Origin of the sequence: Leptolyngbya sp. FACHB-1624 (assembly GCF_047649235.1) — a bacterium.
In the GTDB taxonomy this organism is placed as follows: Bacteria; Cyanobacteriota; Cyanobacteriia; order Leptolyngbyales; family Leptolyngbyaceae; genus Leptolyngbya; species Leptolyngbya boryana.
The window spans coordinates 6,057,614-6,075,335 of the sequence record NZ_CP180258.1 but is presented as its reverse complement, the minus strand read 5'-3'; the positions used below and the strand labels follow the sequence as shown (position 1 = coordinate 6,075,335).

At 47.6% G+C, this 17,722-nt stretch carries 17 protein-coding genes and 1 tRNA gene; 14 read left to right on the top strand and 4 right to left on the bottom strand.

The features are described 5' to 3' along the window. The first annotated feature begins 59 nt into the window (after positions 1 to 59). Both gshA and ACMUEV_RS28870 read left to right on the top strand, forming a co-directional pair. Positions 60 to 1,379 (top strand): glutamate--cysteine ligase, encoded by a 1,320-nt coding sequence (gene gshA, locus ACMUEV_RS28875; protein WP_017285719.1) that lies wholly within the window; start codon positions 60 to 62, stop codon positions 1,377 to 1,379. A 258-nt stretch (positions 1,380 to 1,637) separates the two neighbouring features. Continuing rightward, on the top strand, positions 1,638 to 1,808 hold the full coding sequence (locus ACMUEV_RS28870) for a hypothetical protein (RefSeq protein ID WP_154660817.1): 171 nt from the start codon (positions 1,638 to 1,640) through the stop codon (positions 1,806 to 1,808). A 2-nt stretch (positions 1,809 to 1,810) separates the two neighbouring features. Here the strand turns inward: ACMUEV_RS28870 and ACMUEV_RS28865 are convergent, their stop codons facing one another. After that, positions 1,811 to 2,710, bottom strand: a complete 900-nt coding sequence (locus tag ACMUEV_RS28865) for a class II fructose-bisphosphate aldolase (RefSeq protein WP_190650924.1) — start codon at positions 2,708 to 2,710, stop codon at positions 1,811 to 1,813. A gap of 73 nt (positions 2,711 to 2,783) precedes the next feature. On the opposite strand from ACMUEV_RS28865, the gene ACMUEV_RS28860 reads away from it, so the two are divergent. Next, positions 2,784 to 3,506 carry a DUF1995 family protein gene (locus tag ACMUEV_RS28860; protein WP_017285722.1) on the top strand — a complete coding sequence of 241 codons (723 nt, stop codon included), beginning with the start codon at positions 2,784 to 2,786 and terminating at the stop codon, positions 3,504 to 3,506. A 143-nt stretch (positions 3,507 to 3,649) separates the two neighbouring features. After that, positions 3,650 to 4,402, top strand: coding sequence for a metallophosphoesterase (locus ACMUEV_RS28855; RefSeq protein ID WP_190650926.1), 753 nt, complete (start codon positions 3,650 to 3,652; stop codon positions 4,400 to 4,402). Positions 4,403 to 4,559: 157 nt separating this feature from the next. Here the strand turns inward: ACMUEV_RS28855 and ACMUEV_RS28850 are convergent, their stop codons facing one another. Further along, entirely contained in the window at positions 4,560 to 5,390 is an 831-nt protein-coding gene (locus ACMUEV_RS28850; protein WP_190650928.1) for a M48 family metallopeptidase, read from the bottom strand. Positions 5,391 to 5,569: 179 nt separating this feature from the next. Between ACMUEV_RS28850 and ACMUEV_RS28845 the strand changes: the two genes are divergently transcribed. From ACMUEV_RS28845 to ACMUEV_RS28830, 4 genes are all read left to right on the top strand, one after another. After that, positions 5,570 to 6,088: a DUF4330 domain-containing protein gene (locus ACMUEV_RS28845; RefSeq protein WP_190650931.1), complete on the top strand. Its 519-nt coding sequence runs from the start codon at positions 5,570 to 5,572 to the stop codon at positions 6,086 to 6,088. Between the two features lie 74 nt (positions 6,089 to 6,162). After that, entirely contained in the window at positions 6,163 to 7,785 is a 1,623-nt protein-coding gene (locus ACMUEV_RS28840; protein WP_190650933.1) for a radical SAM protein, read from the top strand. 121 nt (positions 7,786 to 7,906) lie between these two features. Further along, on the top strand, positions 7,907 to 8,455 hold the full coding sequence (locus ACMUEV_RS28835; RefSeq protein ID WP_190650936.1) for a Uma2 family endonuclease: 549 nt from the start codon (positions 7,907 to 7,909) through the stop codon (positions 8,453 to 8,455). A gap of 162 nt (positions 8,456 to 8,617) precedes the next feature. After that, positions 8,618 to 8,688 (top strand) — tRNA-Gly (locus ACMUEV_RS28830). A 74-nt stretch (positions 8,689 to 8,762) separates the two neighbouring features. Here ACMUEV_RS28830 and ACMUEV_RS28825 read toward each other — a convergent pair. Then, positions 8,763 to 9,518, bottom strand: a complete 756-nt coding sequence (locus ACMUEV_RS28825; protein WP_017285728.1) for a 2-phosphosulfolactate phosphatase family protein — start codon at positions 9,516 to 9,518, stop codon at positions 8,763 to 8,765. Positions 9,519 to 10,126: 608 nt separating this feature from the next. Between ACMUEV_RS28825 and ACMUEV_RS28820 the strand changes: the two genes are divergently transcribed. From ACMUEV_RS28820 to carB, 5 genes are all read left to right on the top strand, one after another. Further along, positions 10,127 to 10,900: a tetratricopeptide repeat protein gene (locus ACMUEV_RS28820; RefSeq protein ID WP_017285729.1), complete on the top strand. Its 774-nt coding sequence runs from the start codon at positions 10,127 to 10,129 to the stop codon at positions 10,898 to 10,900. A 4-nt stretch (positions 10,901 to 10,904) separates the two neighbouring features. Further along, positions 10,905 to 11,165, top strand: coding sequence for a hypothetical protein (locus tag ACMUEV_RS28815; RefSeq protein ID WP_190650938.1), 261 nt, complete (start codon positions 10,905 to 10,907; stop codon positions 11,163 to 11,165). A gap of 132 nt (positions 11,166 to 11,297) precedes the next feature. Continuing rightward, positions 11,298 to 12,371, top strand: coding sequence for a M4 family metallopeptidase (locus ACMUEV_RS28810; protein ID WP_190650940.1), 1,074 nt, complete (start codon positions 11,298 to 11,300; stop codon positions 12,369 to 12,371). Positions 12,372 to 12,386: 15 nt separating this feature from the next. Then, positions 12,387 to 12,677 (top strand): protealysin inhibitor emfourin, encoded by a 291-nt coding sequence (locus ACMUEV_RS28805; protein WP_017285732.1) that lies wholly within the window; start codon positions 12,387 to 12,389, stop codon positions 12,675 to 12,677. An 87-nt stretch (positions 12,678 to 12,764) separates the two neighbouring features. Beyond that, entirely contained in the window at positions 12,765 to 16,001 is a 3,237-nt protein-coding gene (gene carB, locus ACMUEV_RS28800; protein ID WP_017285733.1) for a carbamoyl-phosphate synthase large subunit, read from the top strand. Between the two features lie 197 nt (positions 16,002 to 16,198). Here carB and ACMUEV_RS28795 read toward each other — a convergent pair whose 3' ends face one another. After that, positions 16,199 to 16,348: a hypothetical protein gene (locus ACMUEV_RS28795; RefSeq protein ID WP_190650942.1), complete on the bottom strand. Its 150-nt coding sequence runs from the start codon at positions 16,346 to 16,348 to the stop codon at positions 16,199 to 16,201. A 322-nt stretch (positions 16,349 to 16,670) separates the two neighbouring features. Here ACMUEV_RS28795 and ACMUEV_RS28790 point away from each other — a divergent pair, with 322 nt between their 5' ends. Beyond that, positions 16,671 to 17,627, top strand: a complete 957-nt coding sequence (locus ACMUEV_RS28790; RefSeq protein WP_190650944.1) for an RNA polymerase sigma factor, RpoD/SigA family — start codon at positions 16,671 to 16,673, stop codon at positions 17,625 to 17,627. Positions 17,628 to 17,722: the final 95 nt, after the last annotated feature.

Below are 17,722 nucleotides of genomic sequence, written 5' to 3'. Positions count from 1 at the left end.
GAAGGGGGTGAATGCCAGGATTGACCTTGTATCTAATCGAAAATGACCAGCCTGGATAGATGCAAGTTCCCCAGGATTGGCTACTGAAATATACCGCAAGATTTCGGAAAGCGATGCACCAGAAATATGAAGGATTGATCGATTTTTGTAAGAAGAGTGCGATCGCATTTCTTCAGACGGTGGCAGATGATCGGTTTTCTCGGATACTAGAAGAGACGACAGCCAGTTGGGAGTCAGTGATGTTATCAAAAGGGTTTGAAATTGAGGTCTATACCGGCACACCTCAAGGAGATGTCGTCGGGATGTCTGATGAGATTGTTGCGGCGTTAGATGGGTTTGTCCGAGAACCCGATAGCCGTAATGTCGAATATACGACCCCGCCTTGTTTTCGATATGAGCGATCGCTGTGTGATTTGGTCACGCCTCGACTGCGGTTACGTCAATTTTTAAAGTCAAAAGGTGATTACACCTTAATTCCAGGAAGTACATTGCCCTTAGCAGGACAGGGCGATCGGTTTTGGCGATCTGATCCAGCCAATCCTTATCATGATTATATTGAGAAAACTTACGGTACAAAAGTTGTTACTGCAAGTGTACATATTAATATTGGCATCAGTGATCCTGAAGTATTGATGCGAGCGTGTCGCTTAGTGAGAATGGAAGCGCCGTTGTATTTAGCCTTGAGTGCTGCATCGCCTTGGTTTAATGGCGAAATGACGGGGTATCATTCCACGCGCTGGGGACTGTTTCCGAAAACGCCTGCTCATGTGCCAATCTTTGAAAGCCATGCTCACTTTATTCGGTGGACAGAGGAGCAAATTGCGATCGGCACGATGCAAAATGTGCGTCATCTCTGGTCTGCGGTGCGTCCGAACGGTGATCGCCGTCCTTACAATTTGAATCGCTTAGAATTGAGAATTTGTGATTTAGTCTCTGATCCGATCGCGTTGCTGGCAGTGACTGCATTGTTAGAAGCTCGGCTGCAGCAATTGATTGCAGATCCCAGTCTTGATCCGTTGCAGCAGAGCAAGTTGAATGCAGAAGATTTAGTTGAAATTGCCAATGAGAATGAGGCAGCAGCAGCTAAATCCAGTTTGGATGCAGAGTTGAGACATTGGCAAGACGGACAGCCGATTTTGGCGCGCGAATGGATTGAGCAACTGTATGCTGAGACGTTTGCGATCGCGAAAAAAGCAGGCTTTAGCTGTTTCTTGCTGCCTGTGAAGAAGATTCTCCGCGAAGGCAATGAGGCACAACGCTGGATCAAACTGAGCGAACAAGGCTTGAACAATCGAGAAATCCTGGTGCAATCGATTCAAGCGATGCAACTGCGAGAAAAAGAACTCGAAGGGCAAATTTGCCAATCATTGGTTGCTTAGTAATCGCGATCTGGTTTCGACGATAAACGATGTCGATCTTGTTGAGTTGTAACTGCTCAAGAGAGTGGGGAGTAGGGGGTAGGGAGTAGGGAACTACCAAAAGAACTACTCCCCACTCCCCACCTGATTTAGGACTACCACATTAGCTCCAAATGTTGATCGAAGCTGATAATTTGTCCTTTTTTAGCGAATTTTCACGATCGAGATCGCACGGTACACTTACAGGCAAAACCTGTAAGTTGTTTACGCAGCAAGCTCATGATGCATCATCGTTTTGATCGGCGGATGCTGATCCGGCTATTCGCGCTCCTCTCAATCACGGGAACCATTGCCGCTCTTTTGCCTCTACCAAATTTTGACTCGCAAGCGAGATCGGTCGATTCGATGACTCCATTGCGTCAATCTTTGTCCGGTCTGTACGGCAATTAATATTAATTTCTGTGGGCTGCTGCTGCCAAAACCGTAGCATAGGGAGTCTCGTGGAGATGAGCTTTACCGACAGAGCCAAATAATTCTAGTTTCTCAAGAATCACATCTTGCATAGCTGCGATCGCTTCCCCGGTCACTTCTAGTAAGTCCTTCTCCTGCTGCCCACAAATCTCATCTTTGAGTGCCTGCATATACGCCTGCCGGACTTCGGTATTGACATTAAACTTACACACCCCAAGCTGAATCGAGCGCGCGATCATCTCGGCAGGCAACCCAGATGCACCATGCAAAACAAGAGGAATGTCGAGTAACATCCGAATCTGTTCTAAGCGCGGAAAATCTAAACGGGGAGGACTTTTATATTCCCCGTGAACATTCCCGATCGTCACTGCCAAAGCATCGACATTCGTCGCTTTGACAAATTCGACGGCTTGCTGAGGATCCGTCATTTTTGCTTCTTTTTCAGCGATCGTTAATCCGTCTTCTGTGCCGCTGATTCGTCCAATCTCCGCTTCGACGATCGCATGATAAGAATGAGCCAATCGCGTCATATGGCGCGTAAATTCTAGATTTTGCTCATAGGGAAGCGGCGAGCCATCCGCCATAATTGAGCGCACACCGTCTTGCAAAACCCGATCGATATCTTTCACGGAAGTACTGTGATCGAGATGTACTGAAATGGGCACAGTTGCAGCTTCTGCGGCTTCTAAGCACAGAGCAACTAGAGGAGAACTGCCGTATTTCAAAGCGCTTGGATGTAATTGCAGCATGGCAGGACTGCGGCTGATCTCTGCGGCGTTGATCACTGCTTTTACGCCTTCGAGATTGTAAACATTGAACGCTCCGATCGCAAAAATATTTCGGCGAGCCGTTTCCAAGAGTTCCCGTGTCGAAGTCAGCATCCGTTGCGGCTCCCGATAGAATTAAGACTAGACCGAATTGTACGATAAGACTTTGCAGTTTAAAAAAATCGTTATGCCTGAATTGCCAGATACCTTAGAAGATGCGATCGCGCAAGCCCAAATCGCGACCCAAGCGGCTCTAGAAGCGGGTTATACCCGGTTACAAGTCGAACTCGTGTTTCCAGAGTTGAAACCAATGCCGATCGCAGAGCAATTCATTACGATGTTTCGCGATCGCGGTGCAGGGCTGAAACTCTTTTTCACAGACTCCGGGATTGCTGCACTCGCAAAACGAGATTGGGGCGACTTACCCCACCAAATCCGCAGCTTAGATGTTGCAGGCTCCCGGCAGACGACCCCCGTTACAGAACAAGTTGATCCCGAAGACGAACTTTACGTCTTTGTTTCTCCGAGTGCCGTGGAAGTTCCCCCAGTCGAGCAAATTTGCAATGCCGCCGGAGAACGCCCAGTGATTCTGCTCAATCCAAGATTAGAAGACGTCGCAACAATCGGCATTGGCTATGCAGGACGGCAACTGAGACAGCGATTTTTAGACACGATCGAGCCTTGTTATTATTTGCGTCCGCTGGATGATCAATCCGCAATTTTTCGCTGCTATCCGTCCCCTTGGCAAGTCTGGTATGCGCCTGATGGCACTTATGAACTAATTGCCGAGGAGCGCGATCGCCCTGACTCTGAGAAACTCGATGAAATTTTTGCCAAAGCATTAGGTCAATCGGCAAAACCAAGTTTATTCGCCGGATTGCAACAATTCATCAAGGCGTTAGGAAGATAAAGTTCCCATAGAAAATCCGCGTTTCAGTCAAATTTCAGTCAACTTTAGAAGTGGACAGGGCATAATTGTGGCATACGCTCAGATCCGTATGCTCAGTTTCTGCTGTGTAATTTCTAGTCTTACTGTTTCCTAAGGACGATCGCATGAGTCAGCAACCCACCCGTCGAATCGTGATCGGTGATGTTCATGGTCACTACGATGGCTTGATGAATTTGCTGGATACCATCGCGCCGGAAGCGTCGGATCAGGTCTATTTTCTAGGGGATTTAATCGATCGAGGTCCGCAAAGTTATCAAGTCATTGAGTTTGTTAAAAACAGTCCTTACCAATCTTTACTTGGAAATCACGAGCATTTACTCCTCGAAGCGTTTCCCAATGGGCAAGTGTATGCACCTGCTTTGCAGGCTTGGCTTCAAAGTGGCGGACGAGCAACAGTTGCAAGTTATACCGATATAGACGTGCTTGTCGAGCATGTGCAGTGGATTCGCACATTACCGACTTATTTAGATTTGGGGGATGTCTGGCTAGTTCATGCTGGAGTCCATCCTGAAATGCCGCTCGAACAGCAAGGATATGCTGAATTCTGTTGGATTCGCGATGAGTTTCATCGCTCGACTCAACCTTATTTCTCAGACAAGGTGATTATTACTGGACATACGATCACTTTTACTTTTCAAGGCGTTGTACCGGGAGCGATCGCTCGGGGGCAAGGATGGCTTGGCATTGACACAGGCGCATATCATCCTAAAAGCGGCTGGCTGACTGCCTTAGATATCGATAATGCGATCGTGCATCAGGCAAATATGTATACCAATCAGGTGCGGACACTGGGGCTTGATGAGGTCACAACCAAGATCGAACCTCAGCCTAGAGGGCGGCAGGTTTTAAAACGGTAATCGTTCAGCGGATTTGTTTTGCGAAGCTGGGAAATGGGGAAGTAGGGAGATGGAGAGAGGGGAGTAGCAATCCTATTTCGGATCTTCCTCCTCTCTCTATCCCCTTATCAGATTGACTGTATAACGGCTACTCTCGCGTTTTCAGACTTTCAAACTTCTATCGAAGCCGCGCCCGATAACTTGCGGGATCAAGTCCTGCCGTTCCCGAACCGGGATTTTGGCGAATCAGTTGTTGCATTCGAGTGATGCGATCAGACGTGGCTGGATGATTTGCCAAGAACGTTGGAGGTGAAGCAGAATTCAACAGCTTGCGCATAAAGGTGACTGCTTCAGATTGAGCATATCCTGCCCGTCCCATCATGCGAACTCCTCGCGCATCCGCATCGTACTCATCGCGGCGACTATTCGGCAAGCGCAGCGCGACTTGTACCCCTAGATTTGCGATCGTACTACGATCGAGTCCCCCTGCTGCCAATAACCCTCGCTGCACTGCTGTTTGGCGCATTTGGTTGAGCGCATGTTTTCCAGCAATATGTCCGATTTCGTGTCCAATGACGCTGGCGACTTGAGCTTCATTATCCGCTGCATCCAACAAACCGCGATGCACATAGACAAAACCGCCCATCGTTGCAAATGCGTTAATACTCTTTTGATCGACGACTTGGAACGTATAGGGAATATTCGGTCGATCGCTATTGGCTGCGAGTCTTTGACCAATTTCATTGACATAAGCGGTGAGTTTCGGATCATTAACCAGTCGGACTTCTTGAGTCGTTAACTGATTATTAATTTGCCGACCATAATCGACTTCTTGACTATCCGACAATCGAGACAGTTGATTCGCTTGGATGATTTGAATCCCACCTCGAAGCAGATCAGTCCAAGAAATAGCTTGTGCGAGCATGGGCTGACCGAAACAGATGCCAGCCGCGATCACGATCGATAAAACGGGATATAGCCAACGGCGACGCAGTATTTTTGTAATCATAGGAGAGCGTGAAAAATGCGTGAGGCGCTAAACAGTAGGACGCAACGCGACTCGATTTAGTTGCATCGTTTAGGCAAATTTTCGACAAATTTGCTGATACGGCTGAGTCGAGTCATGCTAATCTTGACAGGCGTTGCATGGCAAACACACAACGTACACGACATCTAGACATCTTAACTATGGCTATTGTGGATTCTCAAGGTCGATTATTCGGGAAAATCAGCATCCTAGATGTGGGTGCAGCACTAGTAATTTTACTGGTGGTGGTTGGAATCTTTGTCTATCCCGGACCAACAGGGGCAGGAGCACAAGGCGCAAGACAGCCTGTAGAAGTCGATGTTGTGGTACGTGGACTGAGCGCGTCAAATCCTAAAAGCTTTATTAAAGTTGGCGATACGACGAACATTCTGGTGCGAAAGCAGCCTTCTGGCAGTGTCAAGCTCAAAGAACTGAGATTTTTGCCTCGGACAGTGGCAACGCCTCAGCCTGATGGAACGTTGAAGGTATTTCCCGATCCGCGTCCAGAATTGGCATTAACGAATGACATGCTGATGACGTTGACGAATGAAGTCCCAATCGTAGACGGCACTCCTGTATTAGGAGGTGAAAAGGTCAAGGTTGGAACGACGATCGAGCTAGATGGTCCGACCTATACCTTCGGTACGAGTGTTGTTGCCATCCGCATCAATAAATCCTAGACCCGATATTCAAAGACTGGGTGCTAGGCTGAAGTCAGTGATCATTCTAATTTTCTTCGCGTAGCTCCCAGCCTGTGACTTCTCCTTTCTCATCCGAACGCCTTTTATTCACGCCTGCAACTCCTCAAGCAGACGCGATTCCACTCATTTTTGCTTTTCCGAACGAATACAGTGTCGGCATTACCTCACTCGGGTATCAAGTGGTTTGGGCAACTCTTGCAGCGCGATCGGATCTCGATGTTGCGCGTCTGTTTACGGATATTCATGAGCCTTTGCCTGCGAATCCGGAATTGCTTGGATTCTCAATGTCCTGGGAATTAGATTATGTAAATATTCTGGGCGTTTTGGAATCATTGGAGATTCCGATCTGGAGCCGAGAGCGGAGTCATTCTCATCCGATCGTATTCGGAGGCGGCCCCGTGCTGACGGCGAACCCCGAACCTTATGCAGAATTTTTTGATGTCTTTTTGCTTGGAGATGGAGAAATTCTGCTCGACGCATTTATCCATGCTTATCAAGAAGTCAGACATGCCGATCGAGACACGCAGTTAAAGCACTTGGCAAGGGTTCCCGGCATCTATGTGCCGAGTATGTACCAAGTGACCTATCAGAGTCCTGATAGTGCGATCGCATCAATTACCCCGATCGATGCCACAATTCCGGCGCAAGTTCAGAAACAGACTTATCGAGGCAATACTCTTTCTGCGTCGAGTGTTGTGACTGAGAAAGCCGCTTGGGAAAATATTTTCATGGTGGAAGTAGTGCGCAGTTGTCCAGAAATGTGCCGCTTCTGTTTAGCCAGTTATTTAACCTTGCCGTTTCGAGTTGCAGATGTTGAGGATTCATTGATTCCCGCGATCGAGCAAGGGCTAACAGTTACAAATCGCCTAGGGTTACTCGGCGCATCTGTGACTCAGCATCCCGAATTTGAAAGCTTATTAGATCATCTGAATCAACCTCAATTTGATGATGTGAGAATTAGTCTGTCTTCTGTTCGCACCAATACAGTGACAGAAAAGCTAACACGAACGTTAGTAAAACATGATGCGAAATCGATCACGATCGCAGTAGAAAGTGGGAGCGATCGCGTTCGGAAGATTGTCAATAAAAAACTCGAAACCGATGAGATTGTCCAAGCAGCTGTGAATGCGAAAGCAGGGGGGCTGAATTCGCTGAAACTCTACGGAATGGTAGGAATTCCAGGAGAAGAATCTGAGGATGTGGAACAGACCGTAGCAATGATGCGATCGCTGAAAAAAGCTGCGCCTGGATTGCGATTAACCTTGGGATGCAGTACGTTCGTGCCCAAGTCTCATACTCCATTTCAGTGGTTTGGAGTGAATCCGCAAGCTGAGAAACGCTTGCAAAGTTTGCAGAAACAACTGCGATCGAATGGAATTGATTTTCGACCTGAAAGCTATAACTGGTCTGTGATTCAGGCGCTATTGTCGCGCGGCGATCGTCGATTGTCAAAGCTTTTAGAATTGACGCGCCATTACGGGGATAGCTTGGGCAGCTATCGGCGAGCATTTAAGGAATTGAAAGGGCAATTGCCGGATTTGAATGATTATGTCTTCGATCGTTGGACAGTCGATCGGGTTCTGCCTTGGAGCCATTTACAAGGAGCATTACCGCAAAGCACCTTAGAAAAGCATATGGCATCGAGCTTTCCTGAGCCTTTAACGGTTGGGCATTGAGTCGTAATTAAGAAAAGCGACTTAAAAGCAAGTTACTAAGAGGGACGATCGAAGCCAAGCTCTGCGAGTATGTCAAAATCTTAGGTAGCTGAGTCCATCGTCTCTCTTATCAAGAAACTTTATGACAGTTCTCCCCCACGTGAAATGGACGATCGAGGAATACCACAGGTTAATCGAGCAAGGATTCCTAGCCGATAAAAAGGTTGAGCTTTTACGTGGAGAGATTATCGAGATGGCTCCAGAAAGCCCTGATCATGCGGATTCTAACGGCGAGGCACATGAATATCTCCTCCTGCTTTTGGGCGATCGGGCGAAAGTCAGAAATGCCAAGCCGATCACCTTACCCAATGGAAGTGAGCCTGAGCCAGATATTTCAGTCTGTGAGCGTCGAGAATATAGATCTCATCATCCTTATCCTGAGAACATCTTCTGGCTAATCGAATACTCAGACTCCACGTTAAAGAAAGATTTAGAGATCAAGTCAAAGATTTATGCTGAAGCAGGAATTCAGGAGTACTGGATTGTCAGTATTCAAACCCACGAGTTGATCGTCATGAGAGATCCTGAAGGTGGAGAATATGAAACTGAATTCCGAGTAAAAAGCGGCACTCTCAATCCTTTGGCATTTCCAGAGTTAGCGATCGAGGTGCTAAAAATCATCAATCCTTGAGTTTAGAGTTCGCGATCGTTCTGCTTAATCGATTCAAATCTTAAGAATTTTTGAAAACAAGGAATTGAGTCCGATATCAGTCCTTAATTGCAATCGATTCAATTTTTCCAATTCTTGTAAGATTGAGATAGTGCTGATTTTGCTATGATTTAGAAATTCAGCGCGGGTATAGTTTAGTGGCAAAACGAGACCTTCCCAAGGTTTAGTTGCGAGTTCGATTCTCGCTACCCGCTTCCAAAAAAAAGCCTCCAGCGCGACAAACCGGAGGTTAGCAGAATTTTTAATCTTTTCTAATCTTCATGAGATACTACGCAGCATGAGCGACCACGGCATGTTTGACCAATGTGCCAATCTCACGCTGAATCGGCAGAACATTGAGCGTATCCAACGAAGCGCAATATTTCAGATCTTCGAGGCAATCCAATCGGAGCAACCGCTTGCCGTGGCTGGCATGGTACATCAAACCGAGCAGATTACTTTTCCACTGTTGATACAGCGAAATTGCACCAACCATTTCGTCATTGCCAATCAATTCTTCTAGAGAACAACCCAGTCGCTCAGCCACACTTTGGACGATCGCGCCAGCACACACCGTATCTTCTAGCGCAAAAGACCCTTCCCATCCTGCACCGACAATCCAAACAGTTTCCGGCTGATGTTCAACCAAATAATCAACAACGGCTTTGCGGTTAATTAATGCTGCCGCCAGTACTGTTGGCGAAGCTTGAATCTTTTGCAGAGCACGAGTGCCATTCGTCGTACTGATGAACAGATGACGACCCGTCATTAATTCAGGAGTACAGTCAAGTGGAGAATTTCCTAAATCACAGCCCTCGACTTTACTGCCGCCCCGTTCTCCTGCCCGAAGCCGTTTTTCGGGCGGAAGGGCTTCGCTTTGGTGCATGAGTTTGTCCATATCGCTGAAGACATGCACAGCATCCGCACCTGAGGATAGCGCCGTTGCGATCGTACTTGTGGCTCGAAGAACATCAATCGCGATCGCACAATCCGCAGCGTTTTGGGTTGGGGTCAGTTCGGGCGTGTGGAATACAGAGAATTTCATGATTGTAGAGAAATTAGGACTGCGATGAAAAAATCAAAAATTGAAGAGGGTCGCAGACTTCAGAATACTAAATGCTTGGAGAAAATGTGAAACATATCTTAGCGGTTCACTATAGAGTCAAATCAATAGTAGTCCGAAGTCGTCATTGGCTGCACAGTATGAAGCGACGCTGCGAATTCGCATTCGCGTTGTAAAATCCCACAGTCGGCTGCCGTATCGATCGCCGGATCTCTGCACAATCCGAAACAGCCTCCGTATTCTTACTAAAACTCTGGATGATTTGAGACAAAATAATACTGAGTGGGAACTTTAAGACTGTGCAAAGCTGGTGCAAAGATTCCGCAAAGTTACGGAAACCTTTAACCGCTATCCCTTCCTGTTGATGTCTAAAGTTCTGGAGTTTTTTTGACGGCTATGAAATGGCTCGTTTCAGAAATGGAATCGGACTCTCGTGTAGTGAGTTCTGACCCCTAAAATGCAGAAAATCTATGCTCTGCTGTTTGAGAACATCCAATCTCTGACCGTAGACGTATTCATTTGTGGCACTAGGACAGAAAGAATTCAGTTAGCGAGTCGGTAACTTTAGTTCATAGACATGTGAGGATGGCATGAACGCTCGTACATCTCTAAATGGTAGTTCCCTAAATACTCAGAAAAACCGTGCAGTCATTTCTGGGCGCGCTGCGGCTCCGAGCCGTCGATCGTCCAATCCTACCCGGTTCAACGCTCAGCGTTCTTCGCGTCCAACGACTTGGCTTGACGCTTCTGCTCAAGATCGCCTACTTCGGCGGCGATCACTCTCAGAAGCTCGACAAGGCAATTATGTAGAAGCGATCGCTGGATTGACCATTTTGATCGATCGCAACCCTAAGAATGCGCTGGATTATAACAATCGAGGTTTAGTCCATTTTCAATGCGGTGATCAAGATGCCGCGCTCGAAGACTACAACAAAGCGATCCAACTCAATCCTCGACTCGCAGGGGCTTATAATAATCGCGCCAATTATTATGCGGCTCAAGGAGAATTAGAAGCCGCGATCGCAGATTATGACATGGCAGTCGATCTTGACCCCACGAATATTCGAGCTTGGTTAAATCAAGGCATTACCTTTCGCGATTTGGGATTGTATGTAGACGCGATCGAAAATTTTGAACACGCCCTGCAAATCAAAGAATTAATGTCGATTAATCTCGACGACAATTCGATATTAGAAGCCCATATTTATGCAGCCCGAGGGAGAGCGCACCATTTAGTAGGCGATTGGAATTTCGCGATGGCTGATTATCGCCGGGCGCTGAATTTGATCCCAGAATCTGAGATTTCGGGTAATCGAGTGCGATCCCAGGTGAATAATTGGATCAAAGCGCTCACAGATTCCTAGAAATATGGAAGACAACACAACAATTTCAGTCTGTATTGGCACATTCGACCCATCGGGAATCCCAATTACGATCACCCGGCATCTGAGCGACTGTGCCACAGTTGCATTTCAAGCCATCACACTGAATTTATTGCTCGCACAGACATTTAATCTTGAGCCAGCTGAAACTGTTGAGATTCACCACGAAGGTGGATCTGGAATCCGCATCAATCGTACGCTAAAAGGATTTATCGGCTACGCCGGAACTTACTCAAACAACTCTTAAGCAAGTTACGATCGCGACTTTCTGAAGAAAATGTAGTTAGAGAAGCACTCTGTCTCAGAGCGATTTAAAGTGGATGAGCGCTACAGGCAAGTCAGATTCTTCACTTTGAAAGAGACTAGGAGCAATCTACATATGAGAAACCGTCGTCAATCTCGCTGCCGCCGTAGAGATCAGCATATTTGTACAATCTGTTGCATCGTGCCGCCTCATATCACCGATCGCATCATTATCAATGGAACTGAGACTCAGCGCGATTGGGCATTACAAAATCTTCGGGTTTCAGAACAGTTTCGAGGACGGCGGGAAGTCATAGGTGCAGCCATCCAGCCTTTCCTTGTCGCTGCAAATGAAAAACGTCGAACAATTTATAATGCAGCAAATAGAACAAGGTTGCCTGGGAGAATCGTACGGGGAGAAACATCTCCAGCCGTATCCGATGTTGCAGTTAACGAGGCATTTGATGGGTCAGGAGCCGTCTATGACTTTTTCAAAGAGGTCTATGAGCGTGACTCGATCGATGACTATGGAATGCGCCTCAATTCGACAGTTCATTACGGGCAGCGCTACAATAACGCCTTCTGGAACGGTAGCCAGATGGTCTATGGCGATGGCGATGGGGAATTGTTTAATCGCTTTACGATTTCGCTGGATGTGATTGCTCATGAATTGACACACGGCATTACTCAAACTGAAGCAGGACTGGTTTATCAAGGACAGTCAGGGGCCTTGAATGAGTCTTTTTCGGATGTATTTGGCGTTTTAGTCAAGCAGAAAGTTTTGAATCAGACGGCAGATCAGGCTGATTGGCTGATTGGAGCCGGATTGCTGACTGCTAAAGTCAATGGCGAGGCATTGCGATCGATGAAAGCTCCCGGAACAGCTTATGACGATCGAGTGCTCGGCAAAGATCCCCAGCCTGCAGAGATGAAAAATCTCTACAAAGGAACAGCAGACAATGGCGGAGTGCATATCAATTCTGGAATTCCCAATCGCGCCTTCTACCTAGTAGCATCTGCCTTAGGCGGATATGCCTGGGAAAAAGCGGGCAAGATTTGGTACATTGCCTTGACCGAGCGGTTACGGACTTCATCGAATTTCCAAGACGCAGCGCGGGCAACCGCAACGATCGCATCTGAGTTATACGGCATAGATAGCACAGAGCAACAAGCCGTTCAAAATGCTTGGAGAACCGTTGGAGTGATTTAAATTTCAGGGGGAAAGATGAAAGTCACGCTAGAGCAGAGTGGCGGGTTCGCGGGGTTAATGATCATGAAAACCATCGATACTCAGGATCTTTCCCCGTCTGAAGCGCAAGAACTAGAACAACTAGTCAAGGACGCAGATTTTTTTCAATTGAATTCCATGACGGATCGCGCTCCTCAGCCCGATCGGTTTGGATATCAGTTATCGATCGAAACTGATGAACGATCGCACACGATCCAAGTTAGTGAGACGAATATGCCTGCCCAATTGCGTCCATTAATGGCATGGGTACAAGAAAAAGCGCACTGATCCTTGGGATTAGATAAAGGCAGTACAGAAATCGAATCGAAAGCCTCTAGAATGGTTTGGATTTAGAAAGAAGAGCGTAAATTTACTATGCCCCGTCGCCAAGATCTGCACAAAATTTTGCTCATTGGTTCCGGTCCGATCGTCATCGGGCAAGCCTCCGAGTTTGATTACTCTGGGACTCAAGCCTGTAAAGCACTGCGAGACGAAGGATTTGAGGTGGTTCTAGTGAACTCAAATCCGGCGACAATTATGACCGATCCCGAAACCGCCGATCGCACTTATATTGAACCCCTGACTCCTGAGTTAGTCGAGCAAATCATTATTAAAGAACGCCCGGATGCACTATTGCCGACGATGGGCGGTCAGACTGCGCTCAATCTTGCCGTCTCGCTGGCAAAAAGCGGCGTGTTGGAGAAATATAACGTCGAATTGATCGGAGCAAAGTTACCTGCGATCGAGATGGCGGAAGATCGCAAATTATTCAAAGAAGCAATGGAGCGGATCGGAGTCGGGGTCTGCCCATCCGGACTCGCAGAAACGCTCGAAGAAGCAAAAGTGATCGGGCATCAGATTGGATCATATCCCCTGATTATTCGTCCTGCGTTCACACTCGGCGGATCAGGCGGCGGCATCGCCTATAACCAGCAAGAATTCGAGGAAATTGCCCAGTCGGGCTTGGATGCGAGTCCGGTCTCGCAGATTCTCATCGAAAAATCGCTGCTCGGCTGGAAAGAGTATGAACTCGAAGTCATGCGCGATCTCGCCGACAACGTGGTGATTATTTGCTCGATCGAAAACTTAGATCCGATGGGGATTCATACCGGAGATTCGATCACCGTTGCCCCGGCTCAGACCTTGACTGATAAAGAATATCAACGGCTCAGAGATGCCTCGATCAAAATTATTCGCGAGATTGGAGTCGAAACAGGCGGATCAAACATTCAATTCGCAGTCAATCCGGTGACGGGTGAAGTCGTTGTGATTGAAATGAATCCGCGCGTTTCTCGTAGTTCGGCATTGGCTTCTAAAGCGACAGGATTTCCGATCGCAAAAATGGCAGCCAAACTCGCTGTCGGATATTCCCTGGATGAAATTCCGAATGACATTACCAAGAAAACCCCTGCGAGTTTTGAGCCGACGATCGATTATGTCGTCACCAAAATCCCCCGCTTTGCCTTTGAGAAATTCCCAGGATCTCAACCGTATTTGACGACTCAAATGAAGTCGGTGGGTGAGGCAATGGCAATGGGTCGAACCTTCCAAGAATCGTTTCAGAAAGCGTTGCGATCGCTCGAAACGGGTCGCGCAGGTTGGGGCTGTGATAAGCCGGAAAAACTGCCGAGCTTAGAACAAATTCGCGCCGGATTGAGAACGCCGAATCCCGATCGAATTTTCACCGTGCGTCATGCCATGCTGATGGGAATGCAGAACGATGAAATCTATGAATTGACGAACATTGATCCCTGGTTTCTCGATAAGTTGTCTGACTTGCTTGAAACTGAGAAAACCCTGAAGCGGTTGACGCTCAAAGAGTTGACGCAAGAGAAAATGCTTGCGATTAAGCAACAAGGGTTTAGCGATCGTCAAATTGCGTATGCCACAAAATCGACCGAAGACGAAGTTCGGGCTTACCGCAAATCCTTGAATGTGACTCCGGTTTACAAAACCGTCGATACTTGCGCGGCTGAATTTGAAGCCTTCACTCCCTACTACTACTCCACCTACGATGCAGAGAATGAGGTTGCCCCCTCAACTCGACGGAAAGTGATGATTTTAGGAGGCGGGCCGAACCGCATCGGACAGGGGATCGAGTTCGATTATTGCTGTTGTCATGCGTCTTTTGCGTTGCGAGAAGACGGGTTTGAAACCATTATGGTCAATTCCAACCCTGAAACCGTTTCGACCGACTACGACACCAGCGATCGCTTATATTTCGAGCCGCTGACCAAAGAAGATGTGTTGAACATCATCGAAATGGAACAGCCGGAAGGGGTGATTATTCAATTCGGAGGACAAACGCCTTTGAAATTAGCGGTTCCCCTCGCTGCATTCCTCAAACAAGGCACAGTTTCGACCAAAATTTGGGGAACGTCGCCGGACTCGATCGACACGGCTGAAGACCGCGAACGCTTTGAACAAATCCTGCGCGAGTTGAACATTCAACAACCTGCAAACGGGCTTGCACGGGATTATTCCGGTGCGAAGAAAGTTGCGCGTGAGATTGGTTATCCGGTCGTCGTGCGCCCAAGCTACGTCTTAGGTGGGCGAGCGATGGAGATCGTTTACTCGGACACTGAGTTAGAACGGTACATGACGTATGCAGTTCAAGTGGAGCCGGATCATCCGATTTTGGTTGATCGGTTTCTCGAAAATGCGATCGAAGTCGATGTGGATGCAATCACCGATCAGACCGGTCATGTCGTGATTGGGGGCATTATGGAACACATCGAACAAGCTGGAATTCACTCTGGGGACTCAGCCTGTTCGATCCCACCTGTCACTTTAAAACCAGCCGTTCTCGATCAGATTCGGACTTGGACAGTTCAACTTGCGAAAGCCTTGAAAGTGGTTGGCTTGATGAACATTCAGTTTGCGGTGCAAGGGGATCAAGTCTATATCATTGAAGCGAATCCGCGTGCCTCTCGAACGGTGCCGTTTGTGTCGAAAGCGATCGGGGTGCCACTGGCAAAAATGGCAGCGCGAATCATGTCCGGCAAAACCCTGGCTGATTTGAACTTTACGCAGGAAATCATTCCACAGCACATCTCAGTCAAAGAAGCCGTTCTCCCCTTCGAGAAATTCCCTGGAACCGATACAATTTTGGGTCCAGAAATGCGATCGACGGGCGAAGTTATGGGGATCGATTCTGATTTTGGGAAAGCCTATGCCAAAGCAGAACTCGCTGCCAGTCAGCGTTTGCCGCGTCAAGGCACCGTGTTTGTGTCGATGAACGATCGTGAAAAAACAGCAGTTGTTCCGGCAGTCAAAGAGTTGATGGAGCTTGGCTTTAAAGTCGTTGCAACTGCTGGAACTTGCAAAACGCTAAAAGAACATGGGCTAGATGTCGAACTCGTACTCAAACTGCATGAAGGCAGACCGCATGTGCTGGACTCTATCAAAAATGAGCAGATTCAGTTGATTATCAATACTCCTGCAGGACAAGAGGCGCACGAAGACGATCGCTTAATCCGACGAACAGCATTGACGTACAAGATTCCAATGATTACCACGATCGCAGGGGCAAAAGCGACGGCAGCGGCGATTCGATCAATGCAGGCTGAGGCTTTGACTGTAACGGCTTTGCAGGATTATTTACGTCGATGAGCGAGAAGAGAGCGGGGAAGGGGGGAATAGAAAGCCATTAGGCTTGATACGATTTTCAACCTCCCCACTCTAATCTTCTGCCAAAAGATAGATGCCTATTCTAAGAGCGATCGCGTATGCCTATATAACGATTTGCGGCAAACCCGGATATAAATCTAACCGCGATCGCCCTTCATTTCTCAACTGTGCTCTTAATATTATTTAAAGGTTTCCTCAGTCAGACTGTCATATTCGATCGGGGGCAGAAACTTGGCTAAACTCCTCAATTCTGTTACAGATAAGACATTCGTAAAGTTCGTTTCTGATACCGTATTGGCTAAGGCGTGCTTCGCTGAGCCGATTGGCATCTAATCCTCCTTTAGCAAGATTTTTTTCTCAGTAACTTTACAAGACTTAACACAATAAGAGATAATCTTAATATAACCATTCACCTAGACAAATCTAATAAAGGTCAAAAGCGGCACACAGAGTTTACGAGTTTTCGCCATGTCTTTGACACATGGCTATGTAACCATTTCCTAGCGAGGCTGTTTTCAGCCTAAGCTTAGCGCACTTCATAGCAACCACTTTCTAGCCGTGTCCACCTTCATTTAGATTTCTGAATTTGCGCGCGTTCGAGCGTCTGACATTTCACCCAATTGCCCACACCCATCGCTTTCTGATCTTGATATGAAAACCGCTCAGACTCCAACTGATTCCGTCCGTGCTTATCTCCGCGAAATTGGTCGCGTCCCACTGCTGACCCATGAACAAGAAGTGCTCTATGGAAAACAGGTACAGCGATTGGCGATCGTCAATTCGGTCAAAAATGCCTTAATCGAGAAGTTAGGGACAAGCCCTGATGACGCGACTTGGGCACAGGCGGCTGAAGTTTCAGAAACCGAGTTGCGACAGATTTTAGCGGAGGGAGAACTCGCAAAACGTCGCATGGTTGAGGCAAATTTGCGGTTAGTCGTCTCTGTGGCGAAGAAGTATACCAAGCGCAATGTCGAACTGATGGATTTAATCCAAGAAGGAACGATTGGGATGCAGCGGGGGGTCGAAAAATTTGATCCCACCAAAGGCTATCGATTCTCAACCTATGCGTACTGGTGGATTCGGCAGGCAATTACCCGAGCGATCGCAGAAAAGGGGCGAACGATTCGCTTACCGATTCATATTACCGAGAAGCTCAATAAGATTAAAAAAGCACAGCGTAGCCTGTCTCAACGCTTAGGTCGAGCAGCAACGCTAGGAGAACTCGCCACCGAATTAGAATTGCCGATCGCACAAATTCGCGATTATCTAGAACGCGCACGAGTACCCTTATCGCTCGATCTGCGAGTTGGGGATAATCAGGATACAGAATTAGGGGAACTGCTAGAAGATCCAGGCATGTCGCCCGAAGAATTTACAGCACAGACTTCGCTAAAGCTAGATTTAGACGCGTTGATGTCAGATTTGACTCCGCAGCAACGTGAAGTCTTAGCGTTACGTTTTGGCTTAGAAGATGGCAAGGCGTTGACCCTGGCGAAAATTGGCGATCGCTTAAATATTAGCCGAGAGCGAGTCCGTCAGATTGAGCGCGAAGCGTTGACGAAATTGCGGAAGCGGAAAGGGGATATGGGGGAGTATTTGGCGAGCTAGAAAAAGTGGGGAGTGGGGAGTAGGGAAGTAGGAAAAGCCTTTCGAGTTTTCATTGAAGGTAAGAGCGTTTCTCCTCTACTCCCTACCCCTCTACT

Bases quoted from the DNA above. Each gene is read 5' to 3' on its own strand.
- ACMUEV_RS28825 (WP_017285728.1), bottom strand. From the start codon at position 9,518: ATGAAATTCTCTGTATTCCACACGCCCGAACTGACCCCAACCCAAAAC.
- ACMUEV_RS28860 (WP_017285722.1), top strand. From the start codon at position 2,784: ATGCCTGAATTGCCAGATACCTTAGAAGATGCGATCGCGCAAGCCCAA.
- ACMUEV_RS28815 (WP_190650938.1), top strand. From the start codon at position 10,905: ATGGAAGACAACACAACAATTTCAGTCTGTATTGGCACATTCGACCCA.
- ACMUEV_RS28805 (WP_017285732.1), top strand. From the start codon at position 12,387: ATGAAAGTCACGCTAGAGCAGAGTGGCGGGTTCGCGGGGTTAATGATC.
- ACMUEV_RS28845 (WP_190650931.1), top strand. From the start codon at position 5,570: ATGGCTATTGTGGATTCTCAAGGTCGATTATTCGGGAAAATCAGCATC.
- ACMUEV_RS28820 (WP_017285729.1), top strand. From the start codon at position 10,127: ATGAACGCTCGTACATCTCTAAATGGTAGTTCCCTAAATACTCAGAAA.
- carB (WP_017285733.1), top strand. From the start codon at position 12,765: ATGCCCCGTCGCCAAGATCTGCACAAAATTTTGCTCATTGGTTCCGGT.
- ACMUEV_RS28835 (WP_190650936.1), top strand. From the start codon at position 7,907: ATGACAGTTCTCCCCCACGTGAAATGGACGATCGAGGAATACCACAGG.
- ACMUEV_RS28850 (WP_190650928.1), bottom strand. From the start codon at position 5,390: ATGATTACAAAAATACTGCGTCGCCGTTGGCTATATCCCGTTTTATCG.
- ACMUEV_RS28855 (WP_190650926.1), top strand. From the start codon at position 3,650: ATGAGTCAGCAACCCACCCGTCGAATCGTGATCGGTGATGTTCATGGT.
- ACMUEV_RS28865 (WP_190650924.1), bottom strand. From the start codon at position 2,710: ATGCTGACTTCGACACGGGAACTCTTGGAAACGGCTCGCCGAAATATT.
- gshA (WP_017285719.1), top strand. From the start codon at position 60: ATGCAAGTTCCCCAGGATTGGCTACTGAAATATACCGCAAGATTTCGG.
- ACMUEV_RS28810 (WP_190650940.1), top strand. From the start codon at position 11,298: ATGAGAAACCGTCGTCAATCTCGCTGCCGCCGTAGAGATCAGCATATT.
- ACMUEV_RS28790 (WP_190650944.1), top strand. From the start codon at position 16,671: ATGAAAACCGCTCAGACTCCAACTGATTCCGTCCGTGCTTATCTCCGC.
- ACMUEV_RS28795 (WP_190650942.1), bottom strand. From the start codon at position 16,348: ATGCCAATCGGCTCAGCGAAGCACGCCTTAGCCAATACGGTATCAGAA.
- ACMUEV_RS28870 (WP_154660817.1), top strand. From the start codon at position 1,638: ATGATGCATCATCGTTTTGATCGGCGGATGCTGATCCGGCTATTCGCG.